The sequence below is a fragment of the Rathayibacter sp. VKM Ac-2928 genome (genome assembly GCF_022815545.1).
GTDB lineage: Bacteria > Actinomycetota > Actinomycetes > Actinomycetales > Microbacteriaceae > Rathayibacter > Rathayibacter festucae.
On the sequence record NZ_JALGRU010000001.1, the window covers coordinates 629906 to 646430 of the forward strand.

The window sequence follows — 16525 nt, forward strand, 5'->3', positions numbered from 1 at the left end:
ACTGATGGCTCTACTCGCTGAAGGTCAAGTAGGTGGCACATTTGACAAGCGGGCCGCCGCGTCCGGGTCGCGCCAGTTCTCGATGGTCTGCAGGATCCAGAAGGCGGTGAAGAGGGCGAGGGCGACGGCCTCGACGATCAGCAGCCACTGCTCGCCGAGGAGCGCCGAGGCCCGGCCGGTCAGCAGCAGGACGATCGCGGCGGCGTCGACCGCGGCCAGGAGGACGGCGAGCGCGGAGTAGGCGAGCGAGTAGGCGCGGAGCGAGCCCGGTCCGCGGACGCCCTGCGAGCGCACGGCATGGGCGTGGATCCCGGCGACGGCCGCGATGAGCAGGAAGAAGAGCGCGGCGGCGGCGTAGTGGCCGAGGTCGGCGAAGGCCGGGGTAGTGGAGAAGACAGCGAGGGCGGTGAGCAGCACGGCGGCACCGCCGGCGCGCAGCCAGGCGCCGCGGTCGAGCGCGCGGTCGACGGCGAGGAAGGCGAGCGAGGCGACCAGGGCCGCCGCGGCGACGACGAGGTAGGCGAGCATCCCGACGGCGATCGCGTCCTCCGTGCCGGGGGCGACGCAGCGCGCGACGCCCGCGGGGCAGCCGGTGCCCGTCAGCAGCTCCAGCTCGTCGGAGGGGATCGGCGCGGGCACCAGAGCGATGACGGGAGCGGTGAACCCGGCGATCACGAGCAGCGTGCGGCGGAGGCTGCGCCCGGCGAGGACGACGAGGCCGACCGCGACGGCGAACAGCGAGCCGACGAAGATCGAGCGCACGGGGGTGTAGTAGGCGGCGCTGATCGAGCGCAGCGGGCCGAGCGCGACGAGGTGCCACGTCACTCCGACGCCGAGGAACAGCACGGCGGCCACCAGTGACACCCGCACGTAGCGGTAGGTCCGCAGCGACGAGACGGTGCCGTCGGCCCGCAGCGCGTCGGGGGAGTGCACGGGGCTACTCCGCGCGCAGGCCCGAGGAGGCGAGGGCGAAGTCGACGTCGATGCGGATCGCGACGCGGAGCGGGTTCTCGCGGGGCGTCCGATAGCGCTGCGAGTACAGCTCTACGGCGTGCGCGACGGCATCCGGGTCCTCCTCGATCGAGGCGGGGCCGCCGAGGCTGAGCCAGCGGATGCCGTCGACCTGGCTCACCGTCGCGGTGCCGCCGCGGCGGACGTTCAGCACCTTCTGGCTCTCGCGCGAGGTGATGACGCGGACGACGCCGTCCTCGTAGGTGAAGCCGACGGCGACGACGTGCAGGCGTCCCTGCTGCCACGGGGTCGACAGGGTGGCCAGGTGCCGCTGGGTCACGAACTCGAGGCCGTCCGCGCTGAGGATGCTCATCCCGCGAGCGTAGCCGGGCGGGCTGACACTCCCCGCGAGATGCCACTTGTGCACGCGACACGCCGCGAAAGGCGTGCACAAGTGGCATCTCGCGGGGGCGTCAGGCGCGGAGGAGGAGGGCCTCGCCCTGGCCGCCGCCACCGCAGAGGGCGGCGGCGCCGAGGCCGCCTCCGCGGCGGCGGAGGGCGAGGGCGAGGTGCAGGGCGAGGCGGGCGCCCGAGGCGCCGACGGGGTGGCCGAGGGCGATGGCGCCGCCGTCGAGGTTGACCGACTCGGGCGGCACGCCGAGGTCGTCGGCGGACTGCAGGACGACCGAGGCGAAGGCCTCGTTGATCTCGATCAGGTCGAGGTCGGCGACGGTCGCCCCGCGACGGGCGAGGGCGCGGAGGATCGCGGCGGAGGGCTGCGAGTGCAGCGAGTTGTCCGGGCCGGCGACCTGGCCGTGCTCGGCGATCTCGGCGAGCCAGGGCAGGCCGCGCGAGAGAGCCCAGCCCTTGCTCGCGATGACGAGGGCGGCGGCGCCGTCGGTGATCGGGGAGGAGCTGCCGGCGGTGATGGTTCCCTCGGGGCTGAAGGCGGGGCGGAGGCCCGCGAGGATCTCGACGGTGGTCTCGGGGCGGATGCCGTCGTCCTCGGAGACCAGGAGGTCCGGGCCGCGGCGCTGCGGGACCTCGACCGGCACGATCTCCTCGGCGAGGACTCCGGAGTCGCGGGCGGCCGCCGCGCGCTGGTGCGAGAGGGCGGCGTAGGCGTCCTGGCGCTCGCGGCGGATCCCGCGCTCGGCGTTGCCGTCGTCGGTGACGCGGCCCATCATCCGGTCGTCGAAGGGGTCGAGGAGGCCGTCGTGCAGGAGCGCGTCCTCGAGGGGCCGCGCGCCGACGCCGAGGCCGGAGCGGGCGCCGAGCAGGAGGTGCGGCGTGTTCGTCATCGACTCCTGACCTCCGGCGACGACGACGGAGGCCTCGCCGGTGCGGATGAGGCGGGCGGCGTCGATGACGGCGGTGAGGCCGGAGAGGCAGAGCTTGTTGATCGTGGTGGCGGGGACGTCCCAGCCGAGGCCGGCGCGGGTCGCGGTCTGCCGGGCGGGGCCCTGGCCGGCGCCGGCCTGGATGACCTGGCCGAGGATCACGGCGTCGATGTCGGCGGGGCGGGCCCCGGAGCGCTCGAGGGCGGCGCGGACGGCGGCGGCGCCGAGCTCGACCGCGGAGAGCGGGGCGAAGGCGCCCTGGAAGCGGGCGAAGGGGGTGCGGGCACCGCCGAGGATGACGGGGGTGGTGTCGTCGGTGGTCATGGCGGGACTCCTTCGTCGGCGGGTGGATCTCGATACGCCCGCTGCGCGGGCTACTCGATCAGCATGCATCTGCATCCTGGGGCGGGTCGCTTTGGCGGAGGCATCTGCACTCTTGCTGGTCGAGCAGTCCCGCAGGGGCGTATCGAGACCCGGTGTCATCAGCAGGGCGGGGCTGCAGACTCGCGTTCTGAAGCTGGTGGATCTCGATACGCCCGCTGCGCGGGCTACTCGATCAGCATGTGGTGCGCGTATTACTCGATCAGCATGTGGTGCACGTAGTGCTCGATCAGCATGTGGTGCACGTAGTGCTCGATCAGCATGTGGTGCGCGTAGTGCTCGATCCGCATGAGGTGCGCGGGTCGCTCGGTCAGCATGCAGTGGGCGGGGTGCTCGATCAGCGGTGGGTCAGGGGACGAGGAGGATCTTGCCGCGGGTGTGGCCGTCCTCGCTGAGGCGGTGGGCGTTGGCGACGTCGTCGAGGGCGAAGCGCGGGCCGAGCTCGATCGAGAAGCGGCCGTCGGCGGCGAGCTGCGCTGCGCGGGGGATGCCCTCGCGGCGCAGCGCCTTCTCCTCGTCGGTCAGCGGGACGGGGCTGCCGCCCATCCAGGCGCGGATGCCCAGCTCGGCCGCCCGCGCGCCGACGACGACGGTGCCGACGTGCTGGGGGTCGCTGACCAGCGCGAGGGAGGCGGCGAGCGCCTCGTCGGTGCCCGCGGCATCGAGCACGCGGTCCACTCCGCCGGGAGCCGCCGCGCGCAGGCGCTCCTCGAGGCCGGGTCCGTACGCGACGGGCTCGGCGCCGAGCTCGCGCAGCCGCTCGTGGTTGGCCGGGCTCGCCGTCGCGATCACCCGCGCGCCCCGCTCCACCGCGAACTGCACCGCGGCCTGGCCGACGGCGCCCGCGCCCGCGTGCACGAGGAAGACCGAGCCCTCCGCCACACCGAGAGAGACGACCGCCTGGTAGGCGGTGCTGATCGGGACGCCGAGCGCGGCGGCCTCCTCGAAGCCGAGGCCCGCGGGCTTGCCGTCGAGGCTCTCGGGCGCGACGACGACGGACTCGCCGTAGGTGCCGACCGCGCTGCTCACGATCACCTCGTCGCCGACGCTCCAGCCGGAGACGCCCGCGCCGACAGCGGTGATCACGCCGGCGCCGTCCGAGCCGAGGCGGCGGGGGAAGGGCGGCCCGGGGCGGATGCCGGAGCGCATCTTCCACTCGATCGGGTTCACGCCGGCCGCGCGGATCGCGACGACGACGCCTCCCTCGGGGGCCTCGGGCTCGGGCGCCTCGACGACCTCGAGCACCTCGGGGCCGCCGTTCTCGGTGTACTGCACGAATCGCGTCATGGCGTTCTCCTTCATCGGGCTGTGACCAGTCGAGCTGTGACCAGTCGAGCTGTGATCCATCGAGCTGTGACCGGGAAGAGGGAAGAGCCGGCCGGCTCAGCCCAGCAGCGTCTCGCGCACCTCGCGGCGCAGCACCTTGCCGATCAGCGAGGTCGGCAGCGCGTCGACCGTCACCACCCGCTTCGGCACCTTGTAGGCCGTCAGGTGCAGGCGGCAGAAGTCGCGCAGCGCCTCGGCCTCGACGACCGTCCCGGCGCGCAGCACGACGGCGGCGGCGACGCTCTCGCCGCCCTCCGCGCGGGGCAGGCCGACGACCGCGGCGCGCACGACGTCCGGGTGCGACTCGAGCACGCCCTCCACCTCGGACGGCGAGACGTTGAAGCCGCCCGTGATGATCAGCTCCTTCGCCCGGTCGACGATCGTGACGAAGCCGTCCGCCGAGACCGTGGCGATGTCGCCGGTGCGGAGCCAGCCGTCGGGCAGGAGCGTCGCCGCGGTGTCCTCGGGGCGCTTCCAGTAGCCCTGGAACACCTGCGGTCCCTGCAGCAGCAGCTCGCCGGACTCGCCGGGTCCGCGGTCGACGGAGGGGTCGGCCGGGTCGACCAGGCGGATCCGGGTGCTCGGGAACGGAACGCCGACCGTGCCCGGCCGGCGGCTGGGGCCGACCGGGTTGCCGAGCGCGACGGGCGAGCTCTCGGTCATCCCGTAGCCCTCGACGAGGAGTCCGCGGCTCGCGCGCTCCCAGCGGTCGACGGTCGCGACGGGCAGGCTCATCGCTCCCGAGATCGCGAAGCGGATGCCGCGCAGGCCGAGCTCACCGCGCTCGGAGGCGCGGGCCAGCGCGTCGTAGACCGGCGGCACGGCGGGCAGGAAGGTGGGCGGCGACTTCTTGGCGGCGGCCTTGACCAGTCCGACGTCGAAGGTCGGGAAGAGCACGACCTTGGCGCCGATGCTGATCGCGAACGTCAGGCAGAGCGTGAGGCCGTAGGCGTGGAAGAGGGGGAGGACCGCGTAGAAGGTCTCGTCGCCCTCGCGCAGCCCGGGCACCCAGGCCTGGCCCTGCAGCGCGTTCGCGCGGAGGTTGGCGTGGGAGAGGATCGCGCCCTTCGGCGTGCCGGTGGTGCCGCTCGTGTACTGGAGCAGCGCGGTGTCGGCGAGCGCCGGGCGCGGGTGCGAGCGGGCGATCCGGCGGCCGCCCAGGAGGCGGTCGAAGGGGATCAGCGAGCGGGTGCGCGGGCTCGTGGTGAGCTTGGCGCGCGCCTCCCGCGCCTTCGCCAGGGGCAGCCTCAGGGCGAGGCGCTTGCCGAGCGGGAAGGACGCGGTGAGGTCGACCGAGACGACGCGCTCGACGCCGAGGTCGGCGGGCAGAGCGGCGATGACGTCGGCGGTCTTGTTCCAGACCACCGCGACGCGGGCACCGTGGTCCTCGAACTGCCGACGCAGCTCGCGCGGCGTGTAGAGCGGGTTGTGCTCGACGACGATCGCGCCGAGCCGCAGCACCGCGTAGAACGCGATCACGTGCTCGGGGCAGTTGGGCAGCACCAGGGCGACGCGGTCGCCGGCGCGCACGCCGAGGCGGCGCAGCCCCTCCGCGGCCCGGGCGACCTTCTCGCCGAGCTCGGCGTAGCTCGTCTCGGCGCCGAAGAACTCGAGCGCGATGCCGCGCTTGTAGCGGGCCACCGAGTCCTCGAGCAGATCGACGAGGGTCTGCGTGGGCGGGTCGATCTCGGCCGGGACGCCCTCCGCGTAGGAGGTCAGCCACGGCTTCATCGCCAGGTTCGAGGTTCCGGAGGTCACGCTGCGAGTATCCGGCACCCGCCTCCGGGGATCCTCCGAGCACTCGGGAGGGGGTGACGCGGCACGGGCGCGCCGAGCAGACTGGCGTGATGACTGCAGCCATCGACTTCCTCCGCGACGCCTTCGACCGGGTGCACGGCACTGTGCACGCCGTGCTGGACGACAGCACCCCCGAGCGGCTCGGCTTCCGGGCCGACGCGCAGGCCAACTCCGCCGCCTGGCTCGTCTGGCACCTGACCCGGGTGCAGGACGACCACCTCGCCCCGCTCGCCGGCCGCGAGCAGGTCTGGATCTCCGGCGGCTTCCACGATCGCTCGGGCCTGCCGTTCCCGGCCGAGACGAACGGCTACGGGATGGAACCGGCCGAGGTCGCGGCGCTCGCCGCGGTGCCGGCCGAGCTGCTCGCCGAGTACTACGACGCCGTGCACGGGCAGACGCTCGCCTACCTCGACACGCTGGAGGACGCCGACCTCGCCCGCGTGGTCGACGAGGACTGGGACCCGCCGGTGACCCTCGCGGTGCGGCTCGTCTCGGTGATCGACGACGACACGCAGCACGCGGGGCAGGCCGCGTTCTCGGCCGGCCTCGCGGAGCGCGCCGGGCTCTGAGCGACGCCGGCCGCCCCTACGGTGGGACGGTGCGGTGGGGGATGAGGGCCCGAGGGGTCGGGGCGGAGTCGATCCCGGCGGGTCTCGTGCTCGTCGTCGCGACGCTGCTGACCCTGGTCGGCTCCTGGATCCCCTCCTACTGGAACGACGAGGCCGCGACCCTGCGCCTCGCGCGGCTCCCGTTGCCCGAGCTGCTCGCCTTCGCGCAGCAGAAGGACGCCGTGCACGTCGTCTACGCGCTGCTGATGCACGGCTGGATCGCGATCGCGGGGGAGTCGGAGCTGGCCGTGCGCGCGCCGTCCGCCCTCGCGGCGGGGGCGGGAGCGGCGGGCGTGCTGGTGCTCCTGCGCTCGCTGGGCCGGCCGCGGGCCGCGCTGCTCGCCGCGATCGTGTTCGTGCTGCTGCCCCGGACGTCGTTCAACGGGACGGAGGCGCGCTCCTCCGCGCTCGCCACGGCGCTCGTCGTGTGGGCGGCGGTTCTGGTGGTCCGAGCGGCGCAGGACGGCGGGGTGCTGCGCTGGGTCGCGTTCGTCGCGGTGGCGGGGCTCGCGAACGCCGTCTTCCTCTACTGCGTGCTCGTGCTGCCGGCCTTCGTGCTGCTCGCGGCGGCCGTCGGGCCCCGGCGTGACAGGGCGTTCGGGGCCGGTGTGCTCGGCGCAGTGCTGTCGGTCGGCGTCGCGAGCCCGGTGATCCTCACGGCGGCGGGGCAGAGCGGGCAGATCGGCTGGCTCCGCTCGCAGCAGGTGAACGCCTACACGGTGGTCGTCGAGTCGTTCTTCGGCTCGGCGTGGTGGCTGGCGGCGCTCGCCGTGGGGCTGCTGGTCGTCGCGGCGGTCCGGACGCGAGCGGTGCGGTCGCGCGCGACCGGGGCGGGGGCGGTTCACGCGCCGCTCGTCCTCGTGCTGGCCGTCTGGCTGCTCCTGCCGGCCGCGGTCCTGCTCCTCGGCACCGCGCTGATCGAGCCGATGTTCACCCCGCGCTACCTCAGCCTCAGCTCGCCCGCGCTGGCGACGGCGCTGGGGCTGGCCCTCGCCTCCTGGCGGCCGGTGACGGCGGGCGTCCTCGTCGGTGCCCTCGCGGTCGCGGCGCTGCCGGCGCTCGTCCTGATGCGGACGGAGACCGGCAAGCCGGCCGGACAGGACCTCCGCGCCCTCGCGCAGACGATCCAGGCCGGCGCGCGCCCGGGCGACGCGTTCCTCCTCGGCGACAGCGGGACCGTGTCGCTGCGGCCGCGGATCGCCCTCGCCGCCTACCCCTCGGCCTTCGCCGGGCTCGACGACGTCGCCCTCGAGCGCTCGTACGCCACGACGGGCACCTACTCCGACGTCCTGCTCGAGGACGACGCGCTGCGGGCCGCCCTCGGGGGCGAGCAGCGCGTCTGGACCGCCGCTCCCGCCTCCGACCCGGCGGCCTTCGACTGGCTCGCGGCGGAGGGCTTCGAGGCCGGCCCCGCCTCGACCGTGCCGACCGCGACGATCACGCTGTGGGAGCGGCGCTGACGCGTCCGCTCCGCCCCGAGCCGTTACCCTGGACCCCGGCACCGTCGCTGAGCGGCGGGGCTCGCGGTGCGAAGACCGCGCCACCGGAAGGACCTGCTCACGTGACGCTGCCCACCACCTCCACCCCCTCCGGCGAGACCGGCCTGAAGCGCAAGGGGCGCGACGTCGCCCCCGAGATCGCCCGCTCCTGGCTGCTCGTCAACGCGACCCGCACGGACACCTTCGACGCGGCGCACGCCTCGCGTGCCGACCAGGTCGTCCTCGACATCGAGGACGCGGTCGACCCGAAGGCCAAGCCCGAGGCGCGCGCCGACGTCGCCGCCTGGCTCAGCGGCGAGAAGCGCGCCTGGGTGCGCATCAACGACCACTCCACCCCGTTCTGGTCGGACGACGTCGACGCGCTGAAGGGCCTGCCCGGCCTGGCCGGCGTCATGCTCGCGAAGACCGAGGCCGGCGAGCACGTCACCGAGACCTTCGATCGCCTCGGCGGCGCGACCCCGGTGCTCGCGCTGGTCGAGTCGGCCCTCGGCATCGAGGAGGCGGTCTCGATCGCCCGCGCCCGCGGGACCTTCCGCCTCGCCTTCGGCAGCGGCGACTACCGCCGCGACACCGGCACCAGCGCCGACGACCTGGCGATGGCCTACCCGCGCTCGCGCCTCGTCGTCGCCTCGCGCATCGGCGACCTGCCCGGCCCGATCGACGGCCCGACCGTCTCCAACAGCCACCCGGTGCTGCGCGAGCAGTCCGCGCTCACCGTCTCGCTCGGCCTCACCGGCAAGCTCTGCCTCGACACCGAGCAGCTCGCGGTCATCAACGAGGTCATCAGCCCGACCCCGTCCGACGTGGCCTGGGCGCGCGACTTCCTCGACGACTTCGAGGCCCGCGGCCGCGTCATCCGCGACGGCAGCGACCTGCCGCGACTGGGCCGGGCGAAGAAGATCGACAAGCTCGCGACCGCGTTCGGGGTCAACCCGCTCTGACGCTCGGGCCGCTGACACGTCGGCGGCTCCGACCGCTCCGGCCCGCGACGGGGCACACTGGGGATCGACGAGGAGGCCGGCATGGGTGCAGTCAGCACGTTCCTGTGGTTCGACGACCAGGCGAGGGAGGCGGCCGAGTTCTACACCGAGCTCGTGCCGAACTCGCGCATCCTGAGCACCGAGGTGCTGCCCGAGGGCTCGCCCTCGCCGGGCACCGTCACCGTCGTGACCTTCGAGCTCGACGGGCAGCTCTTCCGGGCGATGAACGCCGGCCCGCGCTTCCCGTTCACGGAGGCGGTCTCGATCGAGGTCTCGGTCGAGGACCAGGCCGAGGTCGACCGGCTCTGGGACGCGCTGATCGCCGACGGCGGCGAGGAGAGCCGCTGCGGCTGGCTCCGTGACCGCTGGGGGCTGTCCTGGCAGATCGTGCCGACCGCGCTCGCGACCCTGCTCGGCGGCTCCGACGCGGAGGGCGCGGCGCGGGCGCTGCAGGCGATGCTCGGGATGACGAAGCTCGACGTCGCCGCCCTCGAAGCGGCCTATGCCGGCGCCTGAGCGGGGGCGCCCGCGGCGCTCGTCCGCCTCGCTGCGCGCGGCCTATCTGCGCGACTACCGCTACGCCTACGGATCGCGGTTCACGCATCTGCGCGAGGGCTGGGACGTCTCGCGCTACGCCTCGGGCGACGGCGCGCCCGTCCTGCTGATCCCCGGGATCTACGAGACCTGGCAGTTCCTGCGGCCGATCGCCGACCGGCTGCACGCGGCCGGGCACCCGATCCACGTGCTGCCCGCGCTCGGCTACAACACCCGGCCGATCGTCGCGTCGGCCGCGCTCGGGCAGGAGTACCTGCGCGAGCGCGACCTGCGCGGGGTCGTCGTCGTCGCGCACAGCAAGGGCGGCCTGATCGGCAAGCACATGATGGTCGTCGACGACCGCGACGAGGGCCGGATCGACCGGATGATCGCCGTCTCGACGCCGTTCAACGGCTCACCGCTCGCCCGGATCGCGCCGGCCCGGGCGCTGCGCGAGTTCGGCCCGCACCGGCCCGTGATCCGGACGCTGCTGGCCGAGCGCGACGCCGACCGGCGCATCGTCTCGATCTACGGGATGCGCGACCAGTACATCCCCGGCGGGAGCCGCCTCGCCGGCGCACGCGAGAACATCGCGGTGTCGGTGGTGGGGCACTTCGTGCTGCTGTCGCACCCGCGGGTGCTGGCGCTCATCGCGGCCCGGGTGGAGCCGGAGCGCGACGCGCCGGGGACGGACGACGTCACTCCGGAGACGACGGTCGTCGCTCCGGAGTGACGGCCGGCCGGGTCAGGACCAGGGCGTGAGCAGCACCAGCGGGATCTGCCGGTCGGTCTTCGTCTGGTACTCGGCGTAGTCGGGCCAGGCCGCGACCGCGCGCTCCCACCAGGCGGCACGCTCGTCGCCCTCGAGGACGCTCGCGGTGTAGTCCTTCTTCACCGGGCCGTCCTGCAGCTCGACGTGCGGCTCCTTGACCATGTTCAGGTACCAGACCGGGTGCTCGGGCGCGCCGCCCTTCGAGGCGACGACGACGTAGGAGCCGTCGTGCTCGACGCGCATCAGCGCGGTCTTGCGCAGCTTGCCGCTGCGGGCGCCGACCGTGGTCAGGACGATGATCGGCTTGCCGCGGAGGAGGTTGCCCTCCGCGCCGCCGGTGGCCTCGTAGAGCTCCGCCTGCTCGCGGGCCCAGGCGGACGTGCTCGGTTCGTATTCTCCAGTGAGGGGCATGAGTCGATCGTATTGCGCGCAGAACATCAGCTGAGAAGGTCCTTCATCGGCGATGAGCGACGAACTCGGCTCGCAGCTGATGTTCTGCACCGCAGCCGCACCGTCCGGGCTCCGGGTGTGCACGAGGATGGAGCGGTGCAGCCAGCAGACCAGCTCGACCGAGCCCGCATCGCGCTCCTCGGCGACGACCTCACCCGTGCCCGCTACCGCGTCGACGCCGTCCGCGAGCTGTGGGGCGAGGCCGCGGGCGAGGCGCTGCACCGCGGCGACCGGGTCCCGGCCCGGCGGGCGCTCGAGCGCAGCGGCGATTGCGGGCCGCTGGCCACGCTGGCCCGGCTGTTCCTCCTCGCCGATCCGGTGCCGACGGAGCAGGCGGCGGCGGCGTTCCCGTCGCTCGGTCTCGACGGCGCCCTGGAGCTGGAGCTCGTCCGCTCCGAGGCCGGAGCGGTGGTCACCGCCGCGCTCGACCTGCGGCCCTACGACCTCGTCGACCTGCACGGCGCCGCCTCCTGGTGGATCGCCTCCGATCTCGGCGAGCTCGCGCTCGGCCGGCCGCTCGACGAGGACCACGTGCTCGGCGTCGGCGGCGCGAGCCTGACCCTCGCCGGGCTGATGATCCAGCGGCCGGTCGGCAGCCTGCTCGACCTCGGCACGGGCTGCGGGATCCAGGCGCTGCACGCCTCCCGGCACGCCGACCGCGTGGTCGCGACCGACGTCTCGCACCGCGCGCTGGCGATCGCGGCCTTCAATGCGGCGCTGAACGGCATCGACTCGATCGAGTTCCGGCACGGCAGCCTCTACGAGCCGGTCGCGGGGGAGCGGTTCGACCAGATCGTCACCAACCCGCCGTTCGTGATCACGCCGCGGACCGCGGGCGTCCCCGCCTACGAGTACCGCGACGGCGGCCTCGAGGGCGACGAGATCGTCCGTCGGGTGATCGTCGGCGCCGCCGAGCACCTGGTGCCGGGCGGTGTCGCGCAGCTGCTCGGCAACTGGGAGTACCGGGCCGACGCGGACGCGTTCGACCGGGTCCGCGCCTGGCTGGCCGACGACCGCAGCCCGCTCGAGCAGGCGCTCGAACCCGGGCACGCCGGACTAGCCGCCTGGATGGACGGCACCGCCTCGCCGCTCGACGTCTGGATCGTGGAGCGCGAGCAGCAGGATCCGGCGATCTACGCCGAGACCTGGATCCGCGACGGCGGGACCACCCGCGGCGCGGAGTCCGACGCCCTCGTCGACGCGTGGCTCGAGGACTTCGAGCGGCGCGGCGTGACCGGAGTCGGCTTCGGCTACGCGACCCTGCGGCTCCCCGCGACGCCTCGGCCGCCGATCCGCCGCCTCGAGCGGCTCGATGCGGCGTTCGCGACCGCGGGGCTGGGCGGGCACCTCGCGCACTGCCTCGACGCGCTCGACGCGCTGTCGGTGCTCGACGACGCCGACCTCGCGCGGCTGGCGCTCGTCGTCGCCGGCGACGTGACGGAGGAGCGGCACTACTGGCCGGGCAACGACGACCCGACCGTGCTCCGGCTGCGCCAGGGCGGCGGCTTCGCCCGGGTGGAGGAGGCGGACACGGCTCTCGCCGCGGTCGTCGGGGCCTGCGACGGCGAGCTGTCGATCGCGGCGATCACGGCCGCGGTGGCCTCGCTCCTGCACGTGGAGGAGGCCGCCGTGCTGGACTCCGTGCTGCCGCGGGTGCGCGAGCTCGTCGCGACCGGGATGCTGCGGCTGCCCTGAGCGCGAGGCGTCGGGTCAGAACAGCGTGGCGGGGGCGTCCTCGGTGTCGACGGCGGGCGTCACGGCGGGGGCGGCTCCCGGCCAGCCCGGCCCGGAGTCCACGGCCGTGCGGCGCTGGTAGGCGGTCGCGGCGGCGCGGGCGCGCACGTCGGCGGCCTCGTTCATCCGGTGGTTGGCGTGCCCCTTCACCCACTCGAAGGTGACGGCGCGGCCCTGCAGCTCCTCGTCGAGCGCCTTGATGATCTCGACGTTCATCACCGGCTTGCCGTCGGCCTTCCGCCAGCCCTTCCGCTTCCAGCCCGGCAGCCACTCGGTGCAGGCCTTGATGGCGTACTGGCTGTCGCAGAGGATGTGCACGGGCTCGCTCTCCTGCGCGGTGGCGCGGAGCAGCTCGAGGACCGCGGTGAGCTCGCCGATGTTGTTGGTGCCGTGCGACCAGCCGCCGGCCGCCCAGCGCTCGTCGTCGACGTACCAGGCCCAGCCCGCGGGGCCGGGGTTGCCCAGCGCTGATCCGTCTGCGGCGGCGATGATGCTCACGTGCGGTCCTCCTCGGAATCGGTGCGCCCTCGCGAGCGCCCTTCGAGGGTAGTCGCCCGCGCCGACGCCGGTCGCCGGGCGCAACCCGGTACCCGGTGTCGGGGGCCGCTGGCAGGGTGGAGGGATGACCAGCATCCCCACCCTCACTCTCAACGACGGCACGAGCATCCCGCAGCTCGGGTTCGGCGTCTTCCAGGTCGACCCCGCCGAGACGGAGCGCATCGTCGCCGAGGCGCTCGAGGCCGGCTACCGGCACATCGACACCGCGGCGATCTACGGCAACGAGGAGGGCGTCGGGCGGGCGCTCGCCTCCTCCGGGATCGCGCGCGACGAGCTGTACGTGACGACGAAGCTGTGGAACGACGACCAGGGCCGCGACACGGCGGCCGGGGCGCTCGACGCCAGCCTGGAGAAGCTCGGCCTCGACGCCGTCGACCTCTACCTCATCCACTGGCCGAAGCCGAAGCAGGACCGCTACGTCGAGAGCTGGGAGGCGATGCAGGAGCTGCAGGCCGCCGGACGCACCCGCTCGATCGGCGTCTCGAACTTCCTCGTGCCGCACCTGGAGCGACTGCTCGCCGCGACCGAGGTCGTCCCCGCCGTCAACCAGATCGAGCTGCACCCGTACCACCAGCAGCCCACGGTCACCGCGTTCGGTGCGCAGCACGGCATCGCGACGGAGGCCTGGGGCCCGCTCGGGCAGAACAAGTACCCGCTGCTCGAGCTGCCGGTGATCACCGGCGCGGCCGAGGCGCACGGAGTGACGCCGGCGCAGGTCGTGCTGCGCTGGCACCTCGACCGCGGCCACATCGTCTTCCCGAAGTCGTCGACGAAGGCCCGCATCGTGGAGAACATCGACGTCTTCGGCTTCGAGCTCACGTCCGACGAGCGCGACGCGATCACCGCGCTCGAGCGCGCCGGCCGCGTCGGCGGCGACCCGAACGAGGTCTGACGCGGGGTCTCCTGGGGAAGATCGCCTCGTACGGAGGGGGAAGCCATGCTGATCGAGTAGCCCTCTCAGAGGGCGTATCGAGATCCACCACCGTCGGAACGCGAGTCTGCAGACCCGCCCAGTCGGTGATGGTGGGTCTCGATACGCCCCTGCGGGGCTACTCGACCAGCATGATTCCCCGCCGCCGGCGCGGCTGTTCGACCAGCATGATGTGCTCGCCGCCGTCCCAGTGCGGGTGCCCGCTTCCATGTTGATCGAGTAGCCCCGGAGGGGCGTATCGAGATCCAGGTGTTCGGAGTGCGGTGGGTCTCGATACGCCGCTGGCGCGGCCACTCGACCAACATGAGGCGCTAGGAGGCGCGGCGGGCGATGGTGACGCGGGTCGCGTACGGCATGGCGACGCGGTCGCCGGGCAGGGCGTCGACGACCTCGGAGACGGCGGCGAGGACCGCGGCGCGCTCCTCCTCCGGCATCGCGATGACGTAGCTGCGCGAGGCGAACATGTCGAGCAGCGCCGGACGGTCGAGCTCGTACTTCCAGTCGAACTCGGCGTAGGCGACGCGCTCTAGCGCCGAGCCCAGCGGCGGCCGCACCGTCTCGAAGCGCTCGGCGGCCGAGGAGCCGGCGACCTCGCCGAGGCGCCGCACCCACGGCACGGACTCGTCGCGGATGTTCCAGACCAGCGCGAGCACGCCGCCCGGGACCAGCACGCGCGCGACCTCGGCGCTCGCGCGCTCGGGGTCGACCCAGTGCCAGGACTGCGCTGCGGTGACCAGCTCGACGGACGCGTCCGGCAACGGGATCGCCTCGGCCGTCCCCGCCAGCGCCCGGACCGACGGCAGCTGCGCGGTCAGCCGCTCCAGCATCGCCGCGTCCGGCTCCACGGCGGTCACGTCGCGTCCGCGCGCCACCAGAGACGCGGTGAACTTCCCGGTGCCGGCCCCGAGGTCCGCGACGCGCACCCGGTCGGAGGCGTCCGCGCCGGCCGCCCGCGCGCGCTCGGGCACGAAGGCACCGGCCACCCGGGCGGGCGCGTGCCCGATGAGCCAGTCCACCGCGTCGTCGGGGTAGCCCGGGCGCCCGCGGTCGTAGGCGTCGACGGCCGAGCCGAAGGAGCGGCCGAGCTCGGCGGGAGAGGCGGAGGGTGTCGCGTCGGAGGGCGTCATGCCCCCGACGCTACGCCCCGGCGACTCGCCCCGGAGCTACGCGTCCGGAGCCGTCGCCCCCAGGGTCCGCGCGAGGACGTCCACCGCGTAGCCGTAGCCCGCGATGCCGGCACCGACGATCACGGCGACCGCGATGTCCGACAGGTAGGAGTGCCGCCGGAACTCCTCGCGCCGGTGCACGTTGCTCACGTGCACCTCGACCAGCGGCAGCTCGGTGGCGAGGACGGCGTCGCGGATCGCGATCGAGGTGTGGGTGTAGGCGCCGACGTTGAGCAGCAGGCCGGCGGCCGTGCCGCGCGCCTCGTGCAGGCGGTCGATGATCGCACCCTCCGAGTTGCTCTGGAAGAACTCGATCTCGAGGCCGAGCCGTTCCGCCGCGCGGGTGGCGAGCGCCTCCGCATCCGCGAGCGTGTCGGAGCCGTAGACCGCGGGCTCGCGGGTGCCGAGGAGGTTCAGGTTCGGGCCGTTGACGACGAGGATCTTCACGCTCCGACCCTAGCGACCCGGGAGTGCCGACCGGTCAGGCGAGCGTCGCCGCGATACCGACCGGCAGCGCCGGCAGCTCGGCGCGCAGCCGGATCAGCTCCCGCGCGTGCTCGTCCAGGCGGCGGTCCTCGTCGCTCCGCGGCTCGAGCGCCGGCACAGCGTCGGCCGCCCCGTCGTCGCCGCGCACCACGAAGACGCTCATGCACTGCGTCGTCAGCTCGAGCTCGCCGGTCCGCGGGTCGCCGGAGCGCACGTGGATCGCGAGGTGCATCGAGCGCGGCCCGGTGTGGATCAGCCGCGCCTCCACCTCGACGAGGTGCCCGATCCGCACCGGCCGGTAGAAGTGGATGCCGCCGGAGTAGACGGCGACCGCGTCGCGGCCGCTCCAGCCCTGCGCGACGGCGTTCGCGGCCTCGTCGATCCAGCGCATCACGATGCCGCCGTGCGCGTTGCCGCCCCAGTTGACGTCTCCGGGCGCGGCCAGGAAGCGGAAGACGATCCGCGGGCCGGTCCCCGCCTCCGTGTACTCCTGCGCGCGCATCACCTCGTGCAGCGCGCGCCGGCCGTCGATGCGGGCGGCGGCGCCCTCGGCCAGGGCGAGGTCCTCGATCGTGCGGGGGCTCCACTCCGGCACCGGGCGCGGGCGCTTCTCCTCGTCGACGGCGACGAAGATGAGGAGGCAGTGCGTCGCCTCCTCGTAGCGCCCGGTGCGCGGGTCGGCCTGGGCGACGCGCACCAGCACGTGCATGCTCGTGCGGCCGGTGTGGATGACCTGCGCGGTCGCCTCGATCAGATTGCCGACGGCGATCGGCCGGGTGAAGTGCACGTTGCCGACGTAGGCGGTGACGCAGTAGCCGCCGCTCCAGCCGACCGCGCAGGCGTAGCCGGCCTTGTCGATCCACTCGAGCACGCGGCCGGCCTGGGCGCTCCGGCCGTCGGCGGTCGCGTCCTGCGGCGCGGCGAGGAAGCGGAGGGTGATGCGGTCGTCCATGGTGCCCGTCTGGTCGTGCGGAGGAGGGGGATCTCGACATGCTGGTCGAGTAGCCGCGCC

18 protein-coding genes are annotated in these 16525 nt (G+C 74.0%); 7 read left to right on the forward strand and 11 right to left on the reverse strand.

From position 1 onward, the window contains the following. Positions 1-24: 24 nt before the first annotated feature. The 6 genes from MT350_RS03075 to MT350_RS03095 all read right to left on the reverse strand — a co-directional run bounded on the left by MT350_RS03075 (position 25) and on the right by MT350_RS03095 (position 5756). The gene (locus MT350_RS03075) at positions 25-933 is read right to left on the reverse strand and encodes a hypothetical protein (protein WP_243615354.1); all 909 of its coding nucleotides are present in this window, start codon (positions 931-933) and stop codon (positions 25-27) included. Positions 934-937: 4 nt separating this feature from the next. Beyond that, the gene (locus tag MT350_RS03080; RefSeq protein ID WP_132435910.1) at positions 938-1324 is read right to left on the reverse strand and encodes a pyridoxamine 5'-phosphate oxidase family protein; all 387 of its coding nucleotides are present in this window, start codon (positions 1322-1324) and stop codon (positions 938-940) included. Positions 1325-1424: 100 nt separating this feature from the next. Continuing rightward, the gene (locus MT350_RS03085; protein WP_243615355.1) at positions 1425-2615 is read right to left on the reverse strand and encodes an acetyl-CoA C-acyltransferase; all 1191 of its coding nucleotides are present in this window, start codon (positions 2613-2615) and stop codon (positions 1425-1427) included. A gap of 251 nt (positions 2616-2866) precedes the next feature. Beyond that, positions 2867-2989 (reverse strand): hypothetical protein, encoded by a 123-nt coding sequence (locus tag MT350_RS19915; RefSeq protein ID WP_279396238.1) that lies wholly within the window; start codon positions 2987-2989, stop codon positions 2867-2869. Positions 2990-3020: 31 nt separating this feature from the next. After that, positions 3021-3959 carry an NADP-dependent oxidoreductase gene (locus MT350_RS03090; RefSeq protein WP_243615356.1) on the reverse strand — a complete coding sequence of 313 codons (939 nt, stop codon included), beginning with the start codon at positions 3957-3959 and terminating at the stop codon, positions 3021-3023. A gap of 96 nt (positions 3960-4055) precedes the next feature. After that, a complete protein-coding gene (locus MT350_RS03095) occupies positions 4056-5756 on the reverse strand; it encodes a long-chain-fatty-acid--CoA ligase (protein WP_308197459.1) in 1701 nt (566 codons plus the stop codon). 89 nt (positions 5757-5845) lie between these two features. Between MT350_RS03095 and MT350_RS03100 the strand changes: the two genes are divergently transcribed. The 5 genes from MT350_RS03100 (at position 5846) to MT350_RS03120 (ending at position 10149) form a co-directional block, all read left to right on the forward strand. Next, positions 5846-6364 carry a DUF664 domain-containing protein gene (locus MT350_RS03100; RefSeq protein ID WP_243615626.1) on the forward strand — a complete coding sequence of 173 codons (519 nt, stop codon included), beginning with the start codon at positions 5846-5848 and terminating at the stop codon, positions 6362-6364. Between the two features lie 41 nt (positions 6365-6405). After that, a complete protein-coding gene (locus tag MT350_RS03105; protein WP_243615357.1) occupies positions 6406-7863 on the forward strand; it encodes a glycosyltransferase family 39 protein in 1458 nt (485 codons plus the stop codon). Positions 7864-8006: 143 nt separating this feature from the next. Then, positions 8007-8843, forward strand: coding sequence for a CoA ester lyase (locus MT350_RS03110; RefSeq protein WP_123445387.1), 837 nt, complete (start codon positions 8007-8009; stop codon positions 8841-8843). Positions 8844-8924: 81 nt separating this feature from the next. Then, complete coding sequence (locus MT350_RS03115) at positions 8925-9398, forward strand: VOC family protein (RefSeq protein WP_243615358.1); 474 nt, start codon at positions 8925-8927, stop codon at positions 9396-9398. Next, positions 9385-10149: a triacylglycerol lipase gene (locus MT350_RS03120; protein ID WP_243615359.1), complete on the forward strand. Its 765-nt coding sequence runs from the start codon at positions 9385-9387 to the stop codon at positions 10147-10149. The genes MT350_RS03115 and MT350_RS03120 overlap by 14 nt, the downstream gene beginning before the upstream one ends. A 12-nt stretch (positions 10150-10161) precedes the next feature. Here the strand turns inward: MT350_RS03120 and MT350_RS03125 are convergent, their stop codons facing one another. After that, entirely contained in the window at positions 10162-10599 is a 438-nt protein-coding gene (locus MT350_RS03125; protein WP_123445252.1) for a nitroreductase family deazaflavin-dependent oxidoreductase, read from the reverse strand. Positions 10600-10734: 135 nt separating this feature from the next. Here MT350_RS03125 and MT350_RS03130 point away from each other — a divergent pair, with 135 nt between their 5' ends. Continuing rightward, the gene (locus MT350_RS03130; RefSeq protein WP_243615360.1) at positions 10735-12333 is read left to right on the forward strand and encodes a methyltransferase; all 1599 of its coding nucleotides are present in this window, start codon (positions 10735-10737) and stop codon (positions 12331-12333) included. A 15-nt stretch (positions 12334-12348) separates the two neighbouring features. On the opposite strand, the gene MT350_RS03135 is transcribed toward MT350_RS03130, so the two are convergent. Continuing rightward, on the reverse strand, positions 12349-12870 hold the full coding sequence (locus MT350_RS03135; protein ID WP_127886034.1) for a ribonuclease H: 522 nt from the start codon (positions 12868-12870) through the stop codon (positions 12349-12351). Between the two features lie 124 nt (positions 12871-12994). On the opposite strand from MT350_RS03135, the gene MT350_RS03140 reads away from it, so the two are divergent. Then, positions 12995-13822: an aldo/keto reductase gene (locus MT350_RS03140; RefSeq protein ID WP_243615361.1), complete on the forward strand. Its 828-nt coding sequence runs from the start codon at positions 12995-12997 to the stop codon at positions 13820-13822. Between the two features lie 350 nt (positions 13823-14172). On the opposite strand, the gene MT350_RS03145 is transcribed toward MT350_RS03140, so the two are convergent. Genes MT350_RS03145 through MT350_RS03155 form a run of 3 tightly spaced genes read right to left on the reverse strand, consistent with a single transcriptional unit; the run spans position 14173 to position 16465 of the window. Further along, positions 14173-14988 (reverse strand): class I SAM-dependent methyltransferase, encoded by an 816-nt coding sequence (locus tag MT350_RS03145; protein WP_243615362.1) that lies wholly within the window; start codon positions 14986-14988, stop codon positions 14173-14175. Positions 14989-15024: 36 nt separating this feature from the next. Beyond that, positions 15025-15474: a type II 3-dehydroquinate dehydratase gene (aroQ, locus tag MT350_RS03150; protein ID WP_123735176.1), complete on the reverse strand. Its 450-nt coding sequence runs from the start codon at positions 15472-15474 to the stop codon at positions 15025-15027. Positions 15475-15508: 34 nt separating this feature from the next. Continuing rightward, entirely contained in the window at positions 15509-16465 is a 957-nt protein-coding gene (locus MT350_RS03155) for an acyl-CoA thioesterase (protein WP_243598806.1), read from the reverse strand. Positions 16466-16525: the final 60 nt, after the last annotated feature.

Bases quoted from the DNA above. Each gene is read 5' to 3' on its own strand.
- MT350_RS03080 (WP_132435910.1), bottom strand. From the start codon at position 1,324: ATGAGCATCCTCAGCGCGGACGGCCTCGAGTTCGTGACCCAGCGGCAC.
- MT350_RS19915 (WP_279396238.1), bottom strand. From the start codon at position 2,989: ATGCTGACCGAGCGACCCGCGCACCTCATGCGGATCGAGCACTACGCG.
- MT350_RS03090 (WP_243615356.1), bottom strand. From the start codon at position 3,959: ATGACGCGATTCGTGCAGTACACCGAGAACGGCGGCCCCGAGGTGCTC.
- MT350_RS03100 (WP_243615626.1), top strand. From the start codon at position 5,846: ATGACTGCAGCCATCGACTTCCTCCGCGACGCCTTCGACCGGGTGCAC.
- MT350_RS03085 (WP_243615355.1), bottom strand. From the start codon at position 2,615: ATGACCACCGACGACACCACCCCCGTCATCCTCGGCGGTGCCCGCACC.
- MT350_RS03105 (WP_243615357.1), top strand. From the start codon at position 6,406: ATGAGGGCCCGAGGGGTCGGGGCGGAGTCGATCCCGGCGGGTCTCGTG.
- MT350_RS03115 (WP_243615358.1), top strand. From the start codon at position 8,925: ATGGGTGCAGTCAGCACGTTCCTGTGGTTCGACGACCAGGCGAGGGAG.
- MT350_RS03145 (WP_243615362.1), bottom strand. From the start codon at position 14,988: ATGACGCCCTCCGACGCGACACCCTCCGCCTCTCCCGCCGAGCTCGGC.
- MT350_RS03155 (WP_243598806.1), bottom strand. From the start codon at position 16,465: ATGGACGACCGCATCACCCTCCGCTTCCTCGCCGCGCCGCAGGACGCG.
- MT350_RS03140 (WP_243615361.1), top strand. From the start codon at position 12,995: ATGACCAGCATCCCCACCCTCACTCTCAACGACGGCACGAGCATCCCG.
- MT350_RS03125 (WP_123445252.1), bottom strand. From the start codon at position 10,599: ATGCCCCTCACTGGAGAATACGAACCGAGCACGTCCGCCTGGGCCCGC.
- MT350_RS03120 (WP_243615359.1), top strand. From the start codon at position 9,385: ATGCCGGCGCCTGAGCGGGGGCGCCCGCGGCGCTCGTCCGCCTCGCTG.